At 61.4% G+C, this 17295-nt stretch carries 15 protein-coding genes; 5 read left to right on the top strand and 10 right to left on the bottom strand.

Going from position 1 to position 17295, the window contains the following annotated elements; genetic code table 11:
• The first annotated feature begins 23 nt into the window (after positions 1-23).
• The 3 genes from PBDP_RS27405 (at position 24) to PBDP_RS27415 (ending at position 1498) form a co-directional block, all read left to right on the top strand.
• Positions 24-446 (top strand): DUF3757 domain-containing protein, encoded by a 423-nt coding sequence (locus PBDP_RS27405; RefSeq protein WP_212801553.1) that lies wholly within the window; start codon positions 24-26, stop codon positions 444-446.
• A gap of 98 nt (positions 447-544) precedes the next feature.
• A complete protein-coding gene (locus tag PBDP_RS27410; protein WP_109755028.1) occupies positions 545-1120 on the top strand; it encodes a hypothetical protein in 576 nt (191 codons plus the stop codon).
• A gap of 165 nt (positions 1121-1285) precedes the next feature.
• Positions 1286-1498 (top strand): cold-shock protein, encoded by a 213-nt coding sequence (locus PBDP_RS27415; RefSeq protein WP_109755029.1) that lies wholly within the window; start codon positions 1286-1288, stop codon positions 1496-1498.
• A gap of 170 nt (positions 1499-1668) precedes the next feature.
• Here PBDP_RS27415 and fdhA read toward each other — a convergent pair whose 3' ends face one another.
• The 8 genes from fdhA to PBDP_RS27455 form a co-directional block, all read right to left on the bottom strand.
• The gene (gene fdhA, locus PBDP_RS27420; protein WP_109755030.1) at positions 1669-2868 is read right to left on the bottom strand and encodes a formaldehyde dehydrogenase, glutathione-independent; all 1200 of its coding nucleotides are present in this window, start codon (positions 2866-2868) and stop codon (positions 1669-1671) included.
• Between the two features lie 188 nt (positions 2869-3056).
• Positions 3057-3914 carry a formyltetrahydrofolate deformylase gene (purU, locus tag PBDP_RS27425; protein WP_039590651.1) on the bottom strand — a complete coding sequence of 286 codons (858 nt, stop codon included), beginning with the start codon at positions 3912-3914 and terminating at the stop codon, positions 3057-3059.
• 183 nt (positions 3915-4097) lie between these two features.
• Positions 4098-4730 carry a sarcosine oxidase subunit gamma gene (locus PBDP_RS27430; protein WP_210641602.1) on the bottom strand — a complete coding sequence of 211 codons (633 nt, stop codon included), beginning with the start codon at positions 4728-4730 and terminating at the stop codon, positions 4098-4100.
• Between the two features lie 160 nt (positions 4731-4890).
• Complete coding sequence (locus tag PBDP_RS27435) at positions 4891-7908, bottom strand: sarcosine oxidase subunit alpha (protein WP_109755032.1); 3018 nt, start codon at positions 7906-7908, stop codon at positions 4891-4893.
• Positions 7905-8234 (bottom strand): sarcosine oxidase subunit delta, encoded by a 330-nt coding sequence (locus tag PBDP_RS27440; protein ID WP_109755033.1) that lies wholly within the window; start codon positions 8232-8234, stop codon positions 7905-7907. Before PBDP_RS27440 ends, PBDP_RS27435 begins: the two co-directional genes overlap by 4 nt.
• A 14-nt stretch (positions 8235-8248) precedes the next feature.
• On the bottom strand, positions 8249-9499 hold the full coding sequence (locus tag PBDP_RS27445; protein WP_109755034.1) for a sarcosine oxidase subunit beta: 1251 nt from the start codon (positions 9497-9499) through the stop codon (positions 8249-8251).
• A gap of 21 nt (positions 9500-9520) precedes the next feature.
• A complete protein-coding gene (glyA, locus tag PBDP_RS27450; protein WP_047228145.1) occupies positions 9521-10774 on the bottom strand; it encodes a serine hydroxymethyltransferase in 1254 nt (417 codons plus the stop codon).
• 315 nt (positions 10775-11089) lie between these two features.
• Positions 11090-11794: a TraX family protein gene (locus tag PBDP_RS27455; protein WP_212801554.1), complete on the bottom strand. Its 705-nt coding sequence runs from the start codon at positions 11792-11794 to the stop codon at positions 11090-11092.
• A 195-nt stretch (positions 11795-11989) separates the two neighbouring features.
• Between PBDP_RS27455 and PBDP_RS27460 the strand changes: the two genes are divergently transcribed.
• Entirely contained in the window at positions 11990-13030 is a 1041-nt protein-coding gene (locus PBDP_RS27460; protein WP_212801555.1) for a threonine aldolase family protein, read from the top strand.
• Between the two features lie 212 nt (positions 13031-13242).
• Here PBDP_RS27460 and gbcB read toward each other — a convergent pair whose 3' ends face one another.
• Positions 13243-14343 carry a glycine betaine monooxygenase reductase subunit gene (gene gbcB / locus PBDP_RS27465; RefSeq protein WP_060743118.1) on the bottom strand — a complete coding sequence of 367 codons (1101 nt, stop codon included), beginning with the start codon at positions 14341-14343 and terminating at the stop codon, positions 13243-13245.
• A 284-nt stretch (positions 14344-14627) separates the two neighbouring features.
• On the opposite strand from gbcB, the gene gbca reads away from it, so the two are divergent.
• Positions 14628-15923 carry a glycine betaine monooxygenase oxygenase subunit gene (gene gbca, locus PBDP_RS27470; RefSeq protein WP_109755040.1) on the top strand — a complete coding sequence of 432 codons (1296 nt, stop codon included), beginning with the start codon at positions 14628-14630 and terminating at the stop codon, positions 15921-15923.
• A gap of 107 nt (positions 15924-16030) precedes the next feature.
• Here gbca and PBDP_RS27475 read toward each other — a convergent pair whose 3' ends face one another.
• Positions 16031-17275, bottom strand: coding sequence for a metallophosphoesterase (locus tag PBDP_RS27475; RefSeq protein ID WP_109755041.1), 1245 nt, complete (start codon positions 17273-17275; stop codon positions 16031-16033).
• Positions 17276-17295 lie beyond the last annotated feature (20 nt).

Genomic DNA, 17295 nt, shown 5'->3' on the forward strand with positions numbered 1-17295 from the left:
AACTGAGCCCTGGAGCCTGGCACATGAAAAAAATACTGGCTGAAGGCGCGGTCTTGCTTTTGCTGATCATCGGCCACGTCCATGCCGGTGAAATAACATGCCCCGCCGTCACTGACATTCACAGGAATATTGAATCGCTGGAAGACGTTTACACCGTCGGGGAGCGGGAAGAGCGTGACTGGAAAAGCGAAAGCCTGGTGGAGGTGGTCGAGCCGACCTCGTTGCAGTTCGAAGGTGCCGAATACGTTATTCATGAGGACGATGGGGACGAACAGACAGCCCCCCGTGCGACCATCACGTGCAGATACGGGGCGATCAATCTGAAGTTGGACGATCAACAAATCCTGGAACCGGCTTTTTCAAAGTGGATGAGCAATCGCTGCGAAAGCCCGGATACCCGAATGTGCAGGTTGATGGACGGCGACTACTTCAACTTGATCTATTGATCGGCAATGGTAACCGCGTCACTGTTCCAGCACCGCCGCTCACAGCCCTCACCTGCACCATTACCGTACAGTGCGGCTTCCTCCAGCAGAGTTTGCCCATGAACGTGAAAGTCGGCGGCGCCACCCTCGCGGTCATCCTGACCGGCATGCTCATCGCCCTGGGTGTCAACGAATGCCAGCGCGGCCCGCTGAACCCGGAACTGGCCGATGGCACGAGTGAAGAGCAGAAGACCTGGCTGACCATCGAACACCGCATCAAGCGCTCTGACCCGGCCCTGACCGAGGTAAGCCGCGATCAACAAGCGCTGACCGTGCTTTACCGTCCAGGCGCTTGCGCGGAGGACTGCGAGCCCTGGGTCCCGCACATGCTGCGCGTTGTCGGCCACGGCCTGGCAGCGCTCAATGGCGCACCAGAGGGCAAGCAATACACGCAAGTGACGGTCAAGGCGCGACTGCTGACCGATGATGACGTGGAACTGGTCTATGACATGCCGGGCTTCGACGCGATCAAGACGCAACAGGATGGCTACGTCACTTTTGCCAGCATGCCCCGCAACCTGAAATTCAGCGGCGATGCCCTGGCCCAAGCGCAGAACTATTGCCAAGGCCCTAGCGCCAAAGGTTTCTACCCTGAATTCTGCGAACGGGTCGAGACCGCAACTGCCCAGCAGTAACCGTGGCGAGGGAGATTGCTCCCGCTCAAGTATTGCCTACTGTCAATGTTGACAGTAGGCAGCCGTCCATACGGCCTCTAAGCTCAGTCGTGACAACGAAAACAAGGCTCTGGGCAAACCACAGTCCCTGCGCCTTTCTTCATTCGGGCAAGCAGGACAATAAAAATGAACGACCGAATCAAAGGAACCGTTAAATGGTTTAACGATGCGAAAGGCTATGGCTTCATTACCTGCGGCAAAGGAGGCGAGGAACTGTTCGTTCATTACTCGGCGATAGCCGGCGAGGGTTATAAAACGTTGAAACAGAGGCAGACCGTTTCGTTTGAAATCGAGAAGGGGGATAAAGGCATGCAGGCCACGAGAGTGACGCCGGAATAAACGATCCGGGAGCCATCCTGAGGTGGGTGAGCGGTTGACTCCTTGTATGTTCGGTAACGTGCCAGCTATCACCTCGATCAAAAACGCTTCAGTCCTGGAAAGCCGCCGTCTGTAGGGCTGAATAAAAAGGGCGACATCTCTGTCGCCCTTTTTCCGTCTTGCCTACAACGTTATGCCGCACTGAACAACTTATGCGGATCAATCACAAACTTCTTCGGCACGCCCGCATCGAACTCGCCATAACCCTTCGGCGCGTCATCCAGGCTGATCACCTGTACGCCAACGATTTCAGCAATGTTGATGCGGTCCCACATGATCGCCTGCATCAGTTGGCGGTTGTACTTCATGACTGGGGTCTGGCCGGTGTGGAAGCTGTGGGATTTGGCCCAGCCCAGGCCGAAGCGGATGCTCAGGCTACCCATTTTGGCTGCTGCATCGACGGCGCCCGGGTCTTCGGTGACGTAGAGGCCAGGGATGCCGATTTTGCCGGCGACGCGGACCACGCCCATCAAGGAGTTGAGCACGGTGGCCGGGGCTTCGTGCTTGACGCCGTCATGGCCGTGGCCGCGGGCTTCGAAGCCTACCGCATCGACGGCGCAATCGACTTCCGGTTCGCCCAGCAAGGCAGCGATCTGTTCGTGCAGCGGGGTGTCCTGGGACAGGTCGGCGATTTCAAAACCCTGGGCCTTGGCGTGAGCCAGGCGGACCGGGTTGACGTCACCAATGATCACCACGGCGGCACCCAGCAGGCGCGCGGAGGCAGCGGCCGCCAGGCCAACCGGGCCGGCACCGGCGATGTAGACGGTGCTGCCAGGGCCAACGCCGGCAGTGACGGCGCCGTGATAGCCGGTCGGCAGGATGTCGGACAGGCAGGTCAGGTCGCGGATTTTCTCCATGGCCTTGTCGCGATCCGGCAGCTTCAGCAGGTTGAAGTCGGCGTACGGCACCAGCACGTATTCGGCCTGGCCGCCGGTCCAGTCGCCCATGTCCACGTAACCGTAGGCACCGCCGGCACGGGCCGGGTTGACGCTCAGGCAGACGCCTGTGTGTTGCTCCTTGCAGGAACGGCAGCGCCCGCAAGCCACGTTGAACGGCACCGACACCAGGTCGCCGATTTTCAGGTTCTCGACGTCGCTGCCCTTTTCGATCACTTCACCGGTGATTTCGTGACCCAGGACCAGACCGGTCTGGGCAGTGGTACGGCCGCGCACCATGTGCTGGTCGGAGCCGCAGATGTTGGTGGAGACCACGCGCAGGATGACACCGTGCTCAATCTTCCTGCCGCGCGGGTCCTGCATTTTTGGATAGTCGATTTTCTGTACTTCGACCTTGCCGTTGCCGAGATACACGACACCACGATTGCCAGACATGCTTTCACCTCGCTGTTGTTTTTATGGAACTGCGTTGCCCAGGCAGGCAGCGCGTTGATTGCTCGGGTAGTGCTTGTGTCTTGTTTCTTTGTTGTCTGTGAGGGCCTCTTCGCGAGCAGGCTCGCTCCCACATTGGATCTTTGTGTGCTCCCCTATTCCGTGGGAGCGAGCCTGCTCGCGATGTCGGCCTAAAGAACGACAGTACGATTGGCGTTCAAGAACACCCTTCGCTCGATGTGATAGCCCACGGCCCGGGCCAGGGTCAGCCCTTCGATGTCCCGCCCCTTGGCGATCAAATCCTCGGGATAGTGACTGTGGTCCACCACTTCCACGCCCTGGGCGATGATCGGGCCTTCGTCCAGGTCGTTGTTGATGTAGTGCGCCGTGGCACCGACCAGTTTCACGCCTTTGTTGTAGGCTTGGTGATATGGCTTGGCGCCCTTGAAGCCCGGCAGCAGCGAGTGATGGATATTGATCGCCTTGCCGTCGAGCTTGCGACACAGCTCCGGCGACAGCACTTGCATGTAGCGGGCAAGGATCACCAACTCGGCACCGGTGTCTTCGATCACCTGCCACACCTGTCGCTCCTGGGCCGGCTTGTCGTTCGGGTCCAGGGGGAAATGGTAGTAGGGAATCTGGTGCCAGTCGGCCAACGGCTTGAGGTCGGGGTGGTTGGAGACCACGGCCACCACGTCCATGGACAACTGGCCGATGCGCTGGCGGTAGAGCAAATCGTTGAGGCAGTGATCGGCCTTGGAGACCATGATCACCACTTTGGGCCGGTAGTTGGGTGGCGTCAGTTCGAAGACCATGCCAAAGGCTTGCGCGCGTTCGGCCAGGCCGGCACGGAAGTTTTGCTCGTCAAAACCGTCGGGCTGGCGGAACTCCACACGAATGAAAAAACGCGCCGAGAGCCGGTCGTCGAAGGAATGGTGCTCGGTGACATAGCAGCCCTGCTCGAACAGAAAGCGCGTCACCGCGTCCACCGTGCCGAGCACGCTGGGGCAGTCGGCGGTCAAGATCCATGTATCCGGGGCGCGGCTCATTGCGGTGACTCCTGTTTGTTATGGATAACCCCCCGGCCGTACACAGAACCTGTGGCGGAGGATTTATCTGTGGGAGCAAAGCTTGCTCGCGATAAAAACAACGCGGTCTATCTGGAACTCAAGCGCCTGTATCGCGAGCAAGCTTTGCTCCCACAGTTCTGCTTCCACAAGGACTGCAGTGTTTCAGGCCTGGACGCTCAAGCCATACTCAGCCGCCGCATCCTGCAACCACAACCACCAGTAATCGGAGAAGCTGCGGCGGATCACCAGTTCCCAGGTGTCTTCGCCGGTGTGGCGGATCACCAGTTGCGACTTGGCGAACACCGTACCCACGGCCTTGCCCACCGGGAAGTTGCTTGGGTGTACATCGTAGCTGGTGGATTTCATCAGCACGTCGCGCACGTTCGGGCCGGACAGTTCGAGGATCTGCTGGCCGCCGCTGACGTTGACGATCTGGATGTGCAGATCGCCCAGCGCTTCACGCAGTTTTTTCTCGGCAGCGAACTCTTCGCCACTCGGCACCACCAGCAGCCACTCGTCCGGGCCGAGCCATTGCAGGCTGGTTTCACCCTTGACGATGACGGTCAGGGCGCCTGGCAATTCCAGGCCCAGGGCCTTGTGCACGCCGGCGGCGAACGCCGGGTCGTGGCCATCGCCACGAATGGTCAGGTGACCCAGGAGTTTTTTCTCGCGCACGGTCACACCGGCGTTCTTGCGGCCCTTGCCCACCAGGCTGGCGAGGTCGGCATGGTGCAGCGACGACTCGGCCTTGGCCCCGGTGGTTGGGCGTTGTTGGTACACGTTGACTGCGGTCATATGGAGCACCTGTCTGAATGCTTGTTCGACCTGCCGGTGTGTGGTGCTGTGGGAGCAAGGCTTGCCCGCGATGAACGATAACTCGGTCTTACGGCTACCGTGTCGCCTGCATCGCGAGCAAGCTTTGCTCCCACACGCCCCTCACCACAGGGCTTAAGTGTTAAATATTCTGCCGGTCGCCTTTCGGATCGAAGAACACCGAAGAAACGATCTCTGCCTCGATCACGCTGCCGTCGGCCAATGGTGCGAAGACGCGCTCGCCCATCCGCTTGAGGCCCCCCTTGACCACACCCATGGCAAATGAATAACCCAGGGAGTTGTGGGCATAGCTGGAAGTCACGTGGCCAACCATGGTCATCGGGATCGCCTGCTTGGTGTTGAACACCAGTTGCGCGCCTTCCGGCAGCCAGACATTCGGGTCAATCGGCTTGAGGCCCACCAGTTGCTTGCGGTCTTCGCGCACGCAATCTTCGCGATTCATGCCACGCCAGCCGATCCACGAAAACGGTTTGGTCCGGCCTACGCACCAACCCATGTTCAGGTCGTCCGGAGTCATCGAGCCGTCGGTGTCCTGGCCGACGATGATGAAACCCTTCTCGGCCCGCAGCACGTGCATGGTCTCGGTGCCGTACGGGGTCAGGTTGTACTTCTTGCCGGCCTCGACGATCTGCTCGAGCACGCCCATGGCGTAGTCGGCTTGCACGTTGACTTCGTACGACAGCTCACCGGTGAACGAAATGCGGAACACCCGCGCCGGCACGCCGCCCACCAGGCCTTCTTTCCAGGTCATGAACGGGAAGCCGTCCTTGTCCAGGTCGATGTCGGTGACTTCGCTCAGCAGCTTGCGACTGTTGGGGCCCGACAGGGTCATGGTCGCCCAGTGGTCGGTGACCGAGGTGAAGTACACCTTCAGGTCCGGCCATTCGGTCTGCTGGTAGATCTCCAGCCATTGCAGCACGCGGGCCGCACCGCCGGTGGTGGTGGTCATGATGAAGTGGTTCTCGGCGACGCAGGCGGTCACGCCATCGTCGAACACCATACCGTCTTCCTTGCACATCAGGCCGTAGCGGGCCTTGCCCACGTCGAGCTTGGTCCAGGCGTTGGTGTAGATGCGGTTGAGGAACTCGCGGGCATCCGGGCCCTGGATGTCGATCTTGCCCAGGGTCGAGGCGTCCAGCAGGCCGACGCTGTCGCGCACGGCTTTGCATTCGCGCTTCACGGCGGCATGCATGTCTTCGCCGTTCTTCGGGAAATACCATGGGCGTTTCCACTGGCCGACGTCTTCGAATTCGGCACCGTTCTTCACATGCCAGGCATGCAGCGCGGTGAAACGCACTGGCTCGAAGATGTGCCCACAGTGCCGGCCAGCTACCGCGCCGAAAGTCACCGGCGTGTAGTTCGGGCGGAACATGGTGGTGCCCATCTGCGGGATGCTCACGTTCAGCGAACGAGCCGCGATGGCCAGACCGTTGACGTTGCCCAGTTTGCCCTGGTCGGTGCCGAAGCCCAGTGCGGTGTAGCGCTTGACGTGTTCCACCGACTCGAAACCTTCGCGGGTGGCGAGCTCGATGGCGGCGGCGGTGACGTCGTTCTGCAGGTCGACGAATTGCTTCGGCGCCCGTGCGGTGGCTTTTTCGTGCGGTACCTGGAACAGCGCCAGGGTCGGCTCTTCGTGACGGCTCAGGGCTTTGGGCAATACGCCCTCGACCGCTTTGAAACCGGCTTCGCTGGCTGCGCGCACGCCGCCTTCAAAACCGTCGGCCAAGCTGTCGCCGAGGCTGTAGACGCCATTCACGCCGCCGACACACACGCGCTTCTGCGGTGCTTCGCCCGGTACGAAACCGAGGATGTCTTCACGCCAGATCGGCTTGCCGCCCAAGTGCGAAGCCAAGTGAACCACCGGGCTGTAGCCGCCAGAGCTGGCGACCAGGTCGCAGTCCAACCACTCGCCGGGGCTGGTGACTTTGTGGGCGCGGACATCGATCGCGGCGACACGTGCCCCGGTGACGCGCTTGCTGCCACGCGCCTCGATCACGGCGCTGCCGGTGAGAATGCGGATGCCCTTGGCACGCGCCTCTTCCACCAGCGCACCCCGTGGGTTGCTGCGGGCGTCGGCGACGGCCACCACTTGCAAGCCGGCGTCGAACCAGTCCAGGGCCACGCGATAAGCGTGGTCGTTGTTGGTGCTCAGCACCAGTTTCTTGCCCGGTGCCACGCCATAGCGGCGCACGTAGGTGGAGACCGCGCCAGCCAGCATGTTGCCCGGCACGTCGTTGTTACCGTAGACCAGCGGGCGTTCGCAGGCGCCGGTCGCCAGCACCACACGCTTGGCGCGGACGCGGTTGATGCGCTGGCGGACCTGGCCAATTGGCGCACGGTCACCGAGATGGTCGGTGAGGCGCTCGTGGATGGTCAGGAAGTTATGGTCGTGATAACCGTTGACCGTGGCGCGTGGCAGCAGCACCACGTCCGGCATCGACTTGAGTTCAGCAACAACAGCGGCCACCCACTCGGTCGCCGGCTTGCCATCCAGGCTTTCGCGAGAATCGAGCAGGCTACCGCCGAACTCCTCCTGCTCGTCGGCCAGGATCACCCGCGCGCCGCTGCGGGCCGCAGCCAATGCGGCGGCCAGGCCAGCAGGGCCGGCGCCGACAATCAGCACGTCGCAGTGACGGTTCATGTAGTCGTAGGTGTCCGGATCGTTCTCGGTCGGCGAGCGACCTAACCCTGCGGCCTTGCGGATGTACTTCTCGTAAGTCATCCAGAACGATTGCGGGTACATGAAGGTTTTGTAGTAGAAACCCGGCGGCATCAGCTTGCCGCCGACCTTGCCGAGAATCCCCATCATGTCGTTGTTCACGTTCGGCCAGCCGTTGGTGCTGGTGGCGACCAGACCCTGGTACAGCGCCTGTTGCGTGGCACGTACGTTAGGGATTTGCGTGGCTTCGGTGGCGCCGATCTGCAGCACCGCGTTCGGCTCTTCGGCACCGGCGGCGAAGATGCCGCGCGGGCGGGAATACTTGAAGCTGCGACCGATGATGTCGACACCGTTGGCCAGCAGTGCAGCGGCCAGGGAATCGCCTTCGAAGCCTTTGTAGGTCTGGCCGTTGAAGGTAAAGCTCAGCACTTTGTTGCGGTCGATCCGTCCGCCGTTGGACAGGCGATTGATCTGGCTCATACCTTCTCTCCCAGAGCCTGTGCGGCCGCTTTCGGACTGTCAGCCTTGTCGGTGAATTGCGGCTTTTGGCCGATCTTGTAGGTTTCGAGAATCTCGTAGGTCACGGTGTCGCGAGTCGCGTTGAAGTACTGGCGGCAACCGGCGGCGTGAATCCACAGCTCGTGGTGCAGGCCGCGCGGGTTATCGCGGAAGAACATGTAGTCGCCCCACTGCTCGTCGGTGCAGGCGTTGGGGTCCAGCGGACGCGGGATGTGCGCCTGGCCGGATGCATGGAATTCCTCTTCGGAGCGCAGTTCGCCGCAGTGAGGACAGAAGATGTGCAACATAGGGATTTCTCCTGTTAGTGGGCGACGGCAGCAGCGCCGTGTTCGTCGATCAGTGCACCGTTGTGGAAACGGTCGATGGAAAACGGCGCGGCCAGTGGGTGCATTTCACCCTTGGCCAGGCTTGCAGCGAAGACGTTGCCCGAGCCCGGGGTGGCCTTGAAGCCGCCGGTACCCCAACCGCAGTTGAAGAACATGTTCGGCACCGGGGTCTTGGAGATGATCGGGCAGGCGTCCGGCGTGGTGTCGACGATGCCGCCCCACTGGCGGTTCATGCGCACCCGCGACAGCACCGGGAACATCTCGACGATGGCCTGGATGGTGTGCTCGATCACCGGGTACGAACCACGCTGGCCGTAGCCGTTGTAGCCGTCGATACCGGCACCGATCACCAGGTCCCCCTTGTCGGACTGGCTGATGTAGCCGTGCACGGCGTTGGACATGATCACGCTGTCGATGATTGGCTTGATCGGCTCCGACACCAGCGCTTGCAGCGGGTGGGATTCGATCGGCAGGCGAAAGCCCGCGAGCTTGGCCATGTGCCCGGAGTTACCGGCCGTCACCACGCCGACGCGCTTGGCGCCGATGAAACCCTTGTTGGTTTCCACGCCGATGCACACGCCGTTTTCCTTGCGAAAGCCGATCACTTCGGTCTGCTGGATCAGGTCCACGCCCAGGGCGTCCGCCGCCCGGGCAAAGCCCCAGGCCACGGCATCGTGACGGGCCACGCCGCCGCGACGCTGGACGGTGGCGCCCATCACCGGGTAGCGGGTGTTTTTCGAGCAATCCAGGTACGGGATCTCGTCGGCCACTTGCTTGGCGGTGAGCAATTCACCGTCCACGCCGTTGAGGCGGTTGGCGCTGACGCGACGCTCGGAATCACGGATGTCCTGCAGGGTGTGGCACAGGTTGTAGACGCCACGCTGAGAGAACATCACGTTGTAGTTCAGGTCCTGGGACAGGCCTTCCCAGAGTTTCATCGCGTGTTCGTACAGGTGCGCCGATTCGTCCCACAGGTAGTTGGAACGCACGATGGTGGTGTTGCGCGCGGTGTTACCGCCGCCCAGCCAGCCCTTCTCGACCACGGCCACGTTGGTGATGCCATGTTCCTTGGCCAGGTAGTAGGCGGTCGCCAGGCCATGCCCGCCACCGCCGACGATGACCACGTCGTAGACTTTTTTCGGCGTCGGCGTGCGCCACATCCGCTGCCAGTTTTCGTGATGGCTGAGAGAGTGTTTGAAGAGGCCGAAGCCCGAATAGCGTTGCATAGTCATTACTCCAAAACCGACTCAGCGATAAACCGGGAAGTCCGCGCACAGGGCCGCTACTTGCTGGGCAACGTTGGCCTCGACATCGGCATCACCGAGGTTGTCGAGGATGTCGCAGATCCAGCCGGCCAGCGTGACGCACTGGGTAACCTTGAAGCCGCGGGTGGTCACCGCCGGGGTGCCGATACGCAGGCCCGAGGTCACGAACGGCGATTGCGGGTCGTTCGGCACGGCGTTCTTGTTGACGGTGATGTGGGCGCGGCCCAGGGCGGCATCGGCGTCCTTGCCAGTCAGGCCCTGACGGATCAGGCTGACCAGGAACAGGTGGTTATCGGTGCCGCCGGACACTACATCGTAGCCGCGCTTGATGAACACGCCAGCCATGGCCTGGGCGTTATCGATCACTTGCTGCTGATAGGCCTTGAAGCCTGGCTCCGCCGCTTCCTTGAAGCACACCGCCTTGCCGGCGATCACGTGCATCAGCGGGCCGCCCTGGGCGCCGGGGAATACCGCGGCGTTGAGCTTCTTCTCGATCTCTTCGTTGGCCTTTGCCAGGATCAGGCCGCCACGTGGACCGCGCAGGGTCTTGTGGGTGGTGGTGGTGACCACATCGGCGTACGGCAGCGGGTTCGGGTACAGGCCAGCGGCGACCAGGCCCGCGACGTGAGCCATGTCGACGAACAACAGGGCACCGACCTTGTCGGCGATCTGGCGGAAGCGTGGGAAATCCAGGGTCTTGGAGTAAGCGGAGAAACCGGCCACGATCATCTTCGGCTTGTGCTCGACCGCCAGGCGCTCGACTTCGTCGTAGTCGATCAGGCCGGTGGTGGTGTCGATGCCGTATTGCACCGCGTTGTAGAGCTTGCCCGAGGACGACACTTTGGCGCCGTGGGTCAAGTGACCGCCGTGGGCCAGGCTCATGCCCAGGATGGTATCGCCAGCCTGCAGCAGGGCCAGGTACACGGCGCTGTTGGCCGAAGACCCGGAGTGCGGCTGGACGTTGGCGTAATCGGCGCCGAACAGTTGTTTGGCGCGCTCGATGGCCAGGGCTTCGACTTTGTCGACGTGCTCGCAGCCACCGTAGTAGCGCTTGCCCGGATAGCCTTCGGCATACTTGTTGGTCAGGCCGCTGCCCTGGGCCTGCATCACGCGCTTGCTGGTGTAGTTCTCTGACGCGATCAGCTCGATGTGATCTTCCTGGCGTTGCTCTTCGGCGTTCATCGCCGCCAGCAGTGCATCATCGTAGCCTTGGATTTGGTCTTGCTTGCTGAACATCGCGTCTCTCCCAGCGGCGGCGGTGCGCCTTTCGTCTCGGTGAGGCACGGACCGTTCGGTCGTGCCCTTTGGATGCGATGGTATGGCTGGCGCAGGCAGGTCAAATGCCTATGGACGCCACGCAAAGGTGCGTTTACGACATGCGCTCAAAGAGTCGGAGAGCAAGGGCTGCGGGATAGCACTGTGGGAGCAAAGCTTGCTCGCGATCCAGGCGCCTCGGTTCATGGGAGACCGCGTCGCTTTCATCGCGGGCAAGCCTTGCTCCCACAGGCATTGTTCCCACAGCTTTGCTCCCAAAATGCTGCTCCCACAGGGCTATGCGGCGATCTGGCGAACCGCGAGCAACAGCAGAAAATGCGCGGGATACAGCACGTAGGCCCAGCGCCGCATGGGCGGTGGATGAAAACGACCAGCCTGTCGCAAAAGCATCAACCCAAGCCATGGCGCGATCAGGCAAGCCACCAGGCCCCAAAACGCCACCCCATCCCCCAGCCATGCCGCGCCATACAACACCCGCCATTGGTTGGCCGCCACGCAAACCAGCCCCGGCAACAAGGCCATGTACAAGGGACGCCTGAAGACCAGCAGCATCGCCAGCGGCAGCAGCACGCCAAAGAAGCCGAACATCAGCTGCGACGAAAACAGCGCCGCCAGCAGCAACGCCGCCACGGCCAGGCATCGGGCTTCCAGGGTGGGCGTTTGCCAACAACGCGCCACAAGCAACCCGAGCACCAGCGTCGGCATGACGTTCAGCGTGGAAGGGTCGGGAATGAACAAGCGGTAGGGGATCTCGCTGACGGCACTGAATAACAGCAGCCAGCCCAAGTACCGCCATGGAGCAGCGCTGGCACCACTGCGCGCCAGGTTCGCCGCCATCGCCAAGCAGAACCATGGGAACGCCAACCGCCCCGGCACATAGAGCCAATCGACGGAAAAACCGACATATCGCAGATGATCGAAGACCATCGACAAAAGCGCCAACCACTTGAGCAGGTCCAAGGCACCGTCACGCCTGCTCATGAGTAAAGCGACTCGATGACTTTGTGATTTCCTGACAGAAACATCCGGTGTGTTCCCTCGCTAATCTTGGGTAAAGTGCGCACCAGTATCGACCACGGCGCTGTGGACCCAAACACGCCGAACCAGGGAACGCCCCATCCGGGCGTTCCGCCAGGGATCTCTTTATCCAGGACTCTCTATATCAGGAGCAAGGCCATGACCGACAAGAGTCAACAGTTTGCCAGCGACAACTATTCCGGCATTTGCCCCGAAGCCTGGGCGGCCATGGAAGAAGCCAACCAGGGTCACCAACGCGCCTACGGCGACGACGAGTGGACCCACCGCGCGGCGGACGATTTCCGGGCCTTGTTCGAAACCGACTGCGAAGTGTTCTTTGCGTTCAACGGCACGGCGGCCAACTCCCTTGCCCTGTCCTCGCTGTGCCAGAGTTATCACAGCGTGATCTGCTCGGAAACCGCCCACGTCGAAACCGACGAATGCGGCGCACCGGAATTTTTCTCCAACGGTTCCAAGCTGCTGGTGGCGCGCACCGAAAACGGCAAGCTGACCCCCGAGTCGATCCGCGAGATCGCCCTCAAGCGCCAGGACATCCACTACCCCAAGCCACGGGTCGTGACCCTGACCCAGGCCACGGAAGTCGGCAGCGTCTACACCCCGGATGAAATCCGCGCCATCAGCGTCACCTGCAAGGAACTGGGGCTGAACCTGCACATGGATGGCGCGCGGTTTTCCAACGCCTGCGCCTTCCTCGGCTGCTCCCCGGCGGACCTGACCTGGAAGGCCGGCGTGGACGTGTTGTGCTTCGGCGGTACGAAAAACGGCATGGCGGTGGGCGAAGCGATCCTGTTCTTCAACCATGACCTGGCCGTGGATTTCGACTACCGCTGCAAACAGGCCGGGCAACTGGCCTCGAAAATGCGCTTCCTCTCCGCGCCCTGGGTCGGCCTGTTGCAAAACGACGCCTGGCTCAAGCACGCCCGCCACGCCAACCACTGCGCCCAATTGTTGGCTGAGCTGGTCAGCGACATTCCCGGCGTGGAACTGATGTTCCCGGTCCAGGCCAACGGCGTGTTCCTGCAACTCTCGGAGCCAGCCATCGCCGCACTGACCGCCAAGGGCTGGCGCTTCTACACCTTCATCGGCAAGGGCGGCGCACGCTTCATGTGTTCATGGGACACGGAAGAGGCGCGGGTAAGGGAATTGGCGGCGGATATTCGGGAAGTGATGGCGGGCTAGGAAGACAGGCTCAAAGCCTGCCCAGCCCATCTGTGGAAGAGGTCTATCTGTGGCGAGGGGATTTATCCCCGCTGGGCTGCGAAGCAGCCCTAAAACCTGCGGATGCGGTGTATCAGGTTAACCGAATTGACTGCTTTGGGGCCGCTTCGCGGCCCAACGGGGATAAATCCCCTCGCCACAAGATCTTCAGCGCCCACCAGTGAGAGTGCTGATCAAAACTCGATCCGCACATCCCCCTTCGGCACGCTGCAGCACGACAGGATGTAACCCTCGGCCTCGTCGTCTTCGGTGATCCCGCCGTTGTGGTCCATTTCCACTTCCCCGCCCAGCTTCAACACCTTGCAGGTGCCGCAGATGCCCATGCCGCAGGCCTTGGGGATCATCATGCCGAGCTTGGCGGCGGCGGCGTGTACGGTTTCTCCCGGTCCCACGCGGATGCTCTTGCCCGAGGAGGTGAACTCCACCAGGTGCAGGTCTGCCGCATCGACTTCCGGAGCGTCAGCCGCCTGTTCGGCCTGTTCCACCGCGTCGGCACGGGCCTCCGGTGGTGTGGCGCCGAAGGACTCCTCGTGGTAACGCTTCATGTCGTAGCCGGCGGCTTCCAGCAGGCGCTTGACCGCGGTCATGTACGGGGTCGGGCCGCAACAGAACACTTCGCGTTCGAGGAAATCGGGCACCATCAATTCCAGCATCTTGTGGTTCAGATAACCGCGATATCCGGCCCAGGGCTCGCCCAGGCCATGTTTTTCACAGATCAGGTGCAAGCTGAAGTTGTCGATCCGCGACGCCATGTGTTCCAGCTCGCGGTGATAGATGATGTCCTTGGGCGAGCGGGCGCTGTGGATGAAGGTCATGTCGACATTGGCGTTGGTGTCGTAGAACCAGCGCGCCATGGACATGCACGGCGTGATCCCCACGCCACCGCTCAGGTACAGGACTTTCGGGCTCGGGAAATCGATGGCGTTGAACAACCCCACCGGCCCGTGCACCGCCAACTCCTGGCCTTCATGCAGGGTGTCGTGCAACCAGTTGGACACCTTGCCCCCCGGCACGCGCTTGATGGTCACCGAGAAACTGTAGGGCACCGACGGCGAGCTGGAGATGGTGTAGGAGCGCATGATCGGCTGGCCTTCGATTTCCAGCTCCAGGGTGACAAACTGCCCCGGCTTGAAAAAGAACATGATCGGCTGGTCGGCCATGAAGCAGAAGGTGCGCACATCCCAGGTTTCCTGGATGACTTTGACGCAACGTACGATATGTCGGCCATTGGCCCAGGTCTGGGTCGTGACCGGGTTCAGGAAATTATTGGACATGCTGATCTCCACGGCCGACTGCCGGCCTTCATGATGGCGATTGTGCGCAGGCGCCTGGGTGACCATTTACCTATCTGCGACATTCACATACTTATCGCGACCAGCCCCCAACTACCGGGGCTAGCGCGTCGGGAACAGATTGGGCCATGTCGCCCATGGATAAGGTTGCGCCCCTGCGCGGCCCCACACTCGCCTCAACAGACAAACACAATTTTCTGCCTTGCGTAGCACAACCGATCAGCCACTTTTTTGATGGTCACGTAGAGGGCCATGAGGATAAAACGATGGACGTCACCACCACCCTGAGCCTGGGCGATCCGCTGGAACCCGCACGCAAGGCCACCGCACAGATGCTGCAGGAGCGCGAGCGTACCTTCTCGCTGCCACAACCGTTCTACTCCGATGAGCGCCTGTTCGATATCGACATGCAGGAAATCTTCCAGAAAGAGTGGTTGATCGCCGGCATGACTTGCGAAATCCCGGCCAAGGGCAACTACCTGACTCTGCAAGTCGGCAAGAACCCGATCATCGTCATTCGTGGCGCCGACGGCGTGGTGCATGCTTTCCATAACGTCTGCCGCCACCGTGGTTCGCGGCTGTGCACCAGCGACAAGGGCAAGGTCGCCAAGCTGGTCTGCCATTACCACCAGTGGACCTACGAGCTGGACGGTCGTCTGCTGTTCGCCGGTACCGAGATGGGCGCCGACTTCGACATGAAGCAGTACGGCCTCAAGCCCGTGAACGTGAAGACCTCTGGCGGCTACATCTTCATCAGCCTGGCCGAGAACCCGCCAGCCATCGATGACTTCCTGTCGACGCTGAACCATTACATGGAACCCTACGACATGGAGAACACCAAGGTGGCGGTGCAAACCACCTTGATGGAAAAGGCCAACTGGAAACTGGTGCTGGAAAACAACCGCGAGTGCTACCACTGCGGCGGTTCGCACCCGGAACTGCTCAAGACCCTGCTGGAATGGGACGACGTCACCGACCCACGCGCCGACCAGGCGTTCAAGGACCATGTGGCCGCTTCCGCCGCCGCCTGGGAAGCCGAGAAGATCCCTTACGCCCACGCCAGTTTCGGCCTGCGTAACCGCATCGTGCGCATGCCGCTGCTCAAGGGCACCGTGTCGATGACCATGGACGGCAAGCAAGGCTGCGCCAAGCTGATGGGGCGCATCAAGAACCCGGACCTGGGCTCGATGCGCATCCTGCACCTGCCGCACTCGTGGAACCACTGCATGGGCGACCACATCATCGTGTTCACCGTGTGGCCGATCAGCGCCCAGGAAACCATGGTCACCACCAAGTGGCTGGTGCACAAGGACGCGGTCGAAGGCGTGGACTATGACGTGGCACGCATGCGCCAGGTCTGGGACGCCACCAACGACCAGGACCGTCGTCTGGCCGAAGAAAACCAGCGCGGTATCAACTCCACCGCCTACCAGCCAGGTCCTTACTCCAAGACCTATGAGTTCGGCGTGGTGAACTTCGTCGACTGGTACAGCGAGCGCATGCTCAACAACCTCGGGGCCGAACCGGCACCTTACCTCAAGGGTGTTCCAGTCCAGGGCTGACAACTAAAAGCATCGCGAGCAGGCTCGCTCCCACAAGGGATCTTTGGCACACCGAAGATCAAATGTGGGAGCGAGCCTGCTCACGATAGCGGCCTCCCATCACCCGATTACTGTGAAGACCACCGCACCGAACCATCCTCCCCATAAAACGTCTCGACAATCTCCTCCCCCTTCAGTTGCACCTTCACATACCCATTCAACACCCGCAGCGGATACGCCTCGTCTCCCGCCAACTGGGTTTCCGACCACAACACCCGCACATGCCCGTTCAGCTCGCTGGTGGTGCCATAGGGAATCGCCCCGTGCCCAGCGCAACGCGCATGCAATCCGCCTTGCGGCGCATAGCAGATGCCGTTGTGCAGATGCCCCCAATACCAGTAATCCGGCTCGCGCCCCAGGGCGTCGCACACCGGTTGGTAAAGTGCAGTCTTGTTGTGCCCGGAAATATCGAAGCCCTGGTGATGACTGAGCACCATCAGCTTCTTGCGCTTGGGCAGGGTTTTCATCCACTCGATCTGCTGCGTATTGAGAGTGCCGTCCATGTACAGGTTCATGGCGTCCGAGGCATAGGCAGTGTCCAGGCCGACCACGAGCCAGTCGTCGTTGTACAAGGCAAAGTAGCTGGTGCCTTGTTGCACCGGGAAACGCTTGGCCAGTTCCTTGAAATAACCGTGGGCACCGCTGTACATCTCGTGGTTGGAGTTGAGGGTGAACGAGCCCTGCTTGCCCTGGGGCCAGCCGGCCATGTCGACGTCTTCCTGGGAATGGGTCCCGGCGTAATACACATCGCCCAGGTGGATGGTGAAATCGGCCTCGGCCAGCTGCATCTGATTGGCCACGGCCACCGCCGGTGCGTGACTGTCGAAAGGCCCGGTGCCCCAGTCGCCGGCAATGGCCAGCACCACGTCGCTGTCCATTTTCACCAGCGCCGGGTTGGTGGCGAACGTTGCGTGATGGCGCAGGTTCTCGATCCACTTGAGCAGCGCCTCGCTCCACAACAGGTCCAGCAGTTCCCATTTGCGACAGCCGAGCAAGGTGCCGTCCTTGAGTACCTGAGTAGGGAGCTCGGCGACGGTTTGCGGCAAGGGGCTGGGATTGCCGATCTTGAGGATCGACAAGCCATGGGCCAGTTCCCACGGTACGGCCGGTTCATCGTCCGGCAGCTCACCATGCTTGATGACGTATTGCGCCTGGTCGTGACCTCGCTGCAGCAGCTTGACGATGGCCTCGAACTCTTCGGGTTCGAGCTCGTTGACGAGTTTCTGCCAGGACATTTCCAGCCGCGTGACCAACCCGTGCAGGCGGACCTTGACCTTGTCGAACTCATGTTCCCAATGGTGCAGTAATGACATGTGAACGCTCCTTCGCAATG

The sequence above is a fragment of the Pseudomonas sp. St290 genome (assembly GCF_018325805.1).
In the GTDB taxonomy this organism is placed as follows: domain Bacteria; phylum Pseudomonadota; class Gammaproteobacteria; order Pseudomonadales; family Pseudomonadaceae; genus Aquipseudomonas; species Aquipseudomonas bijieensis.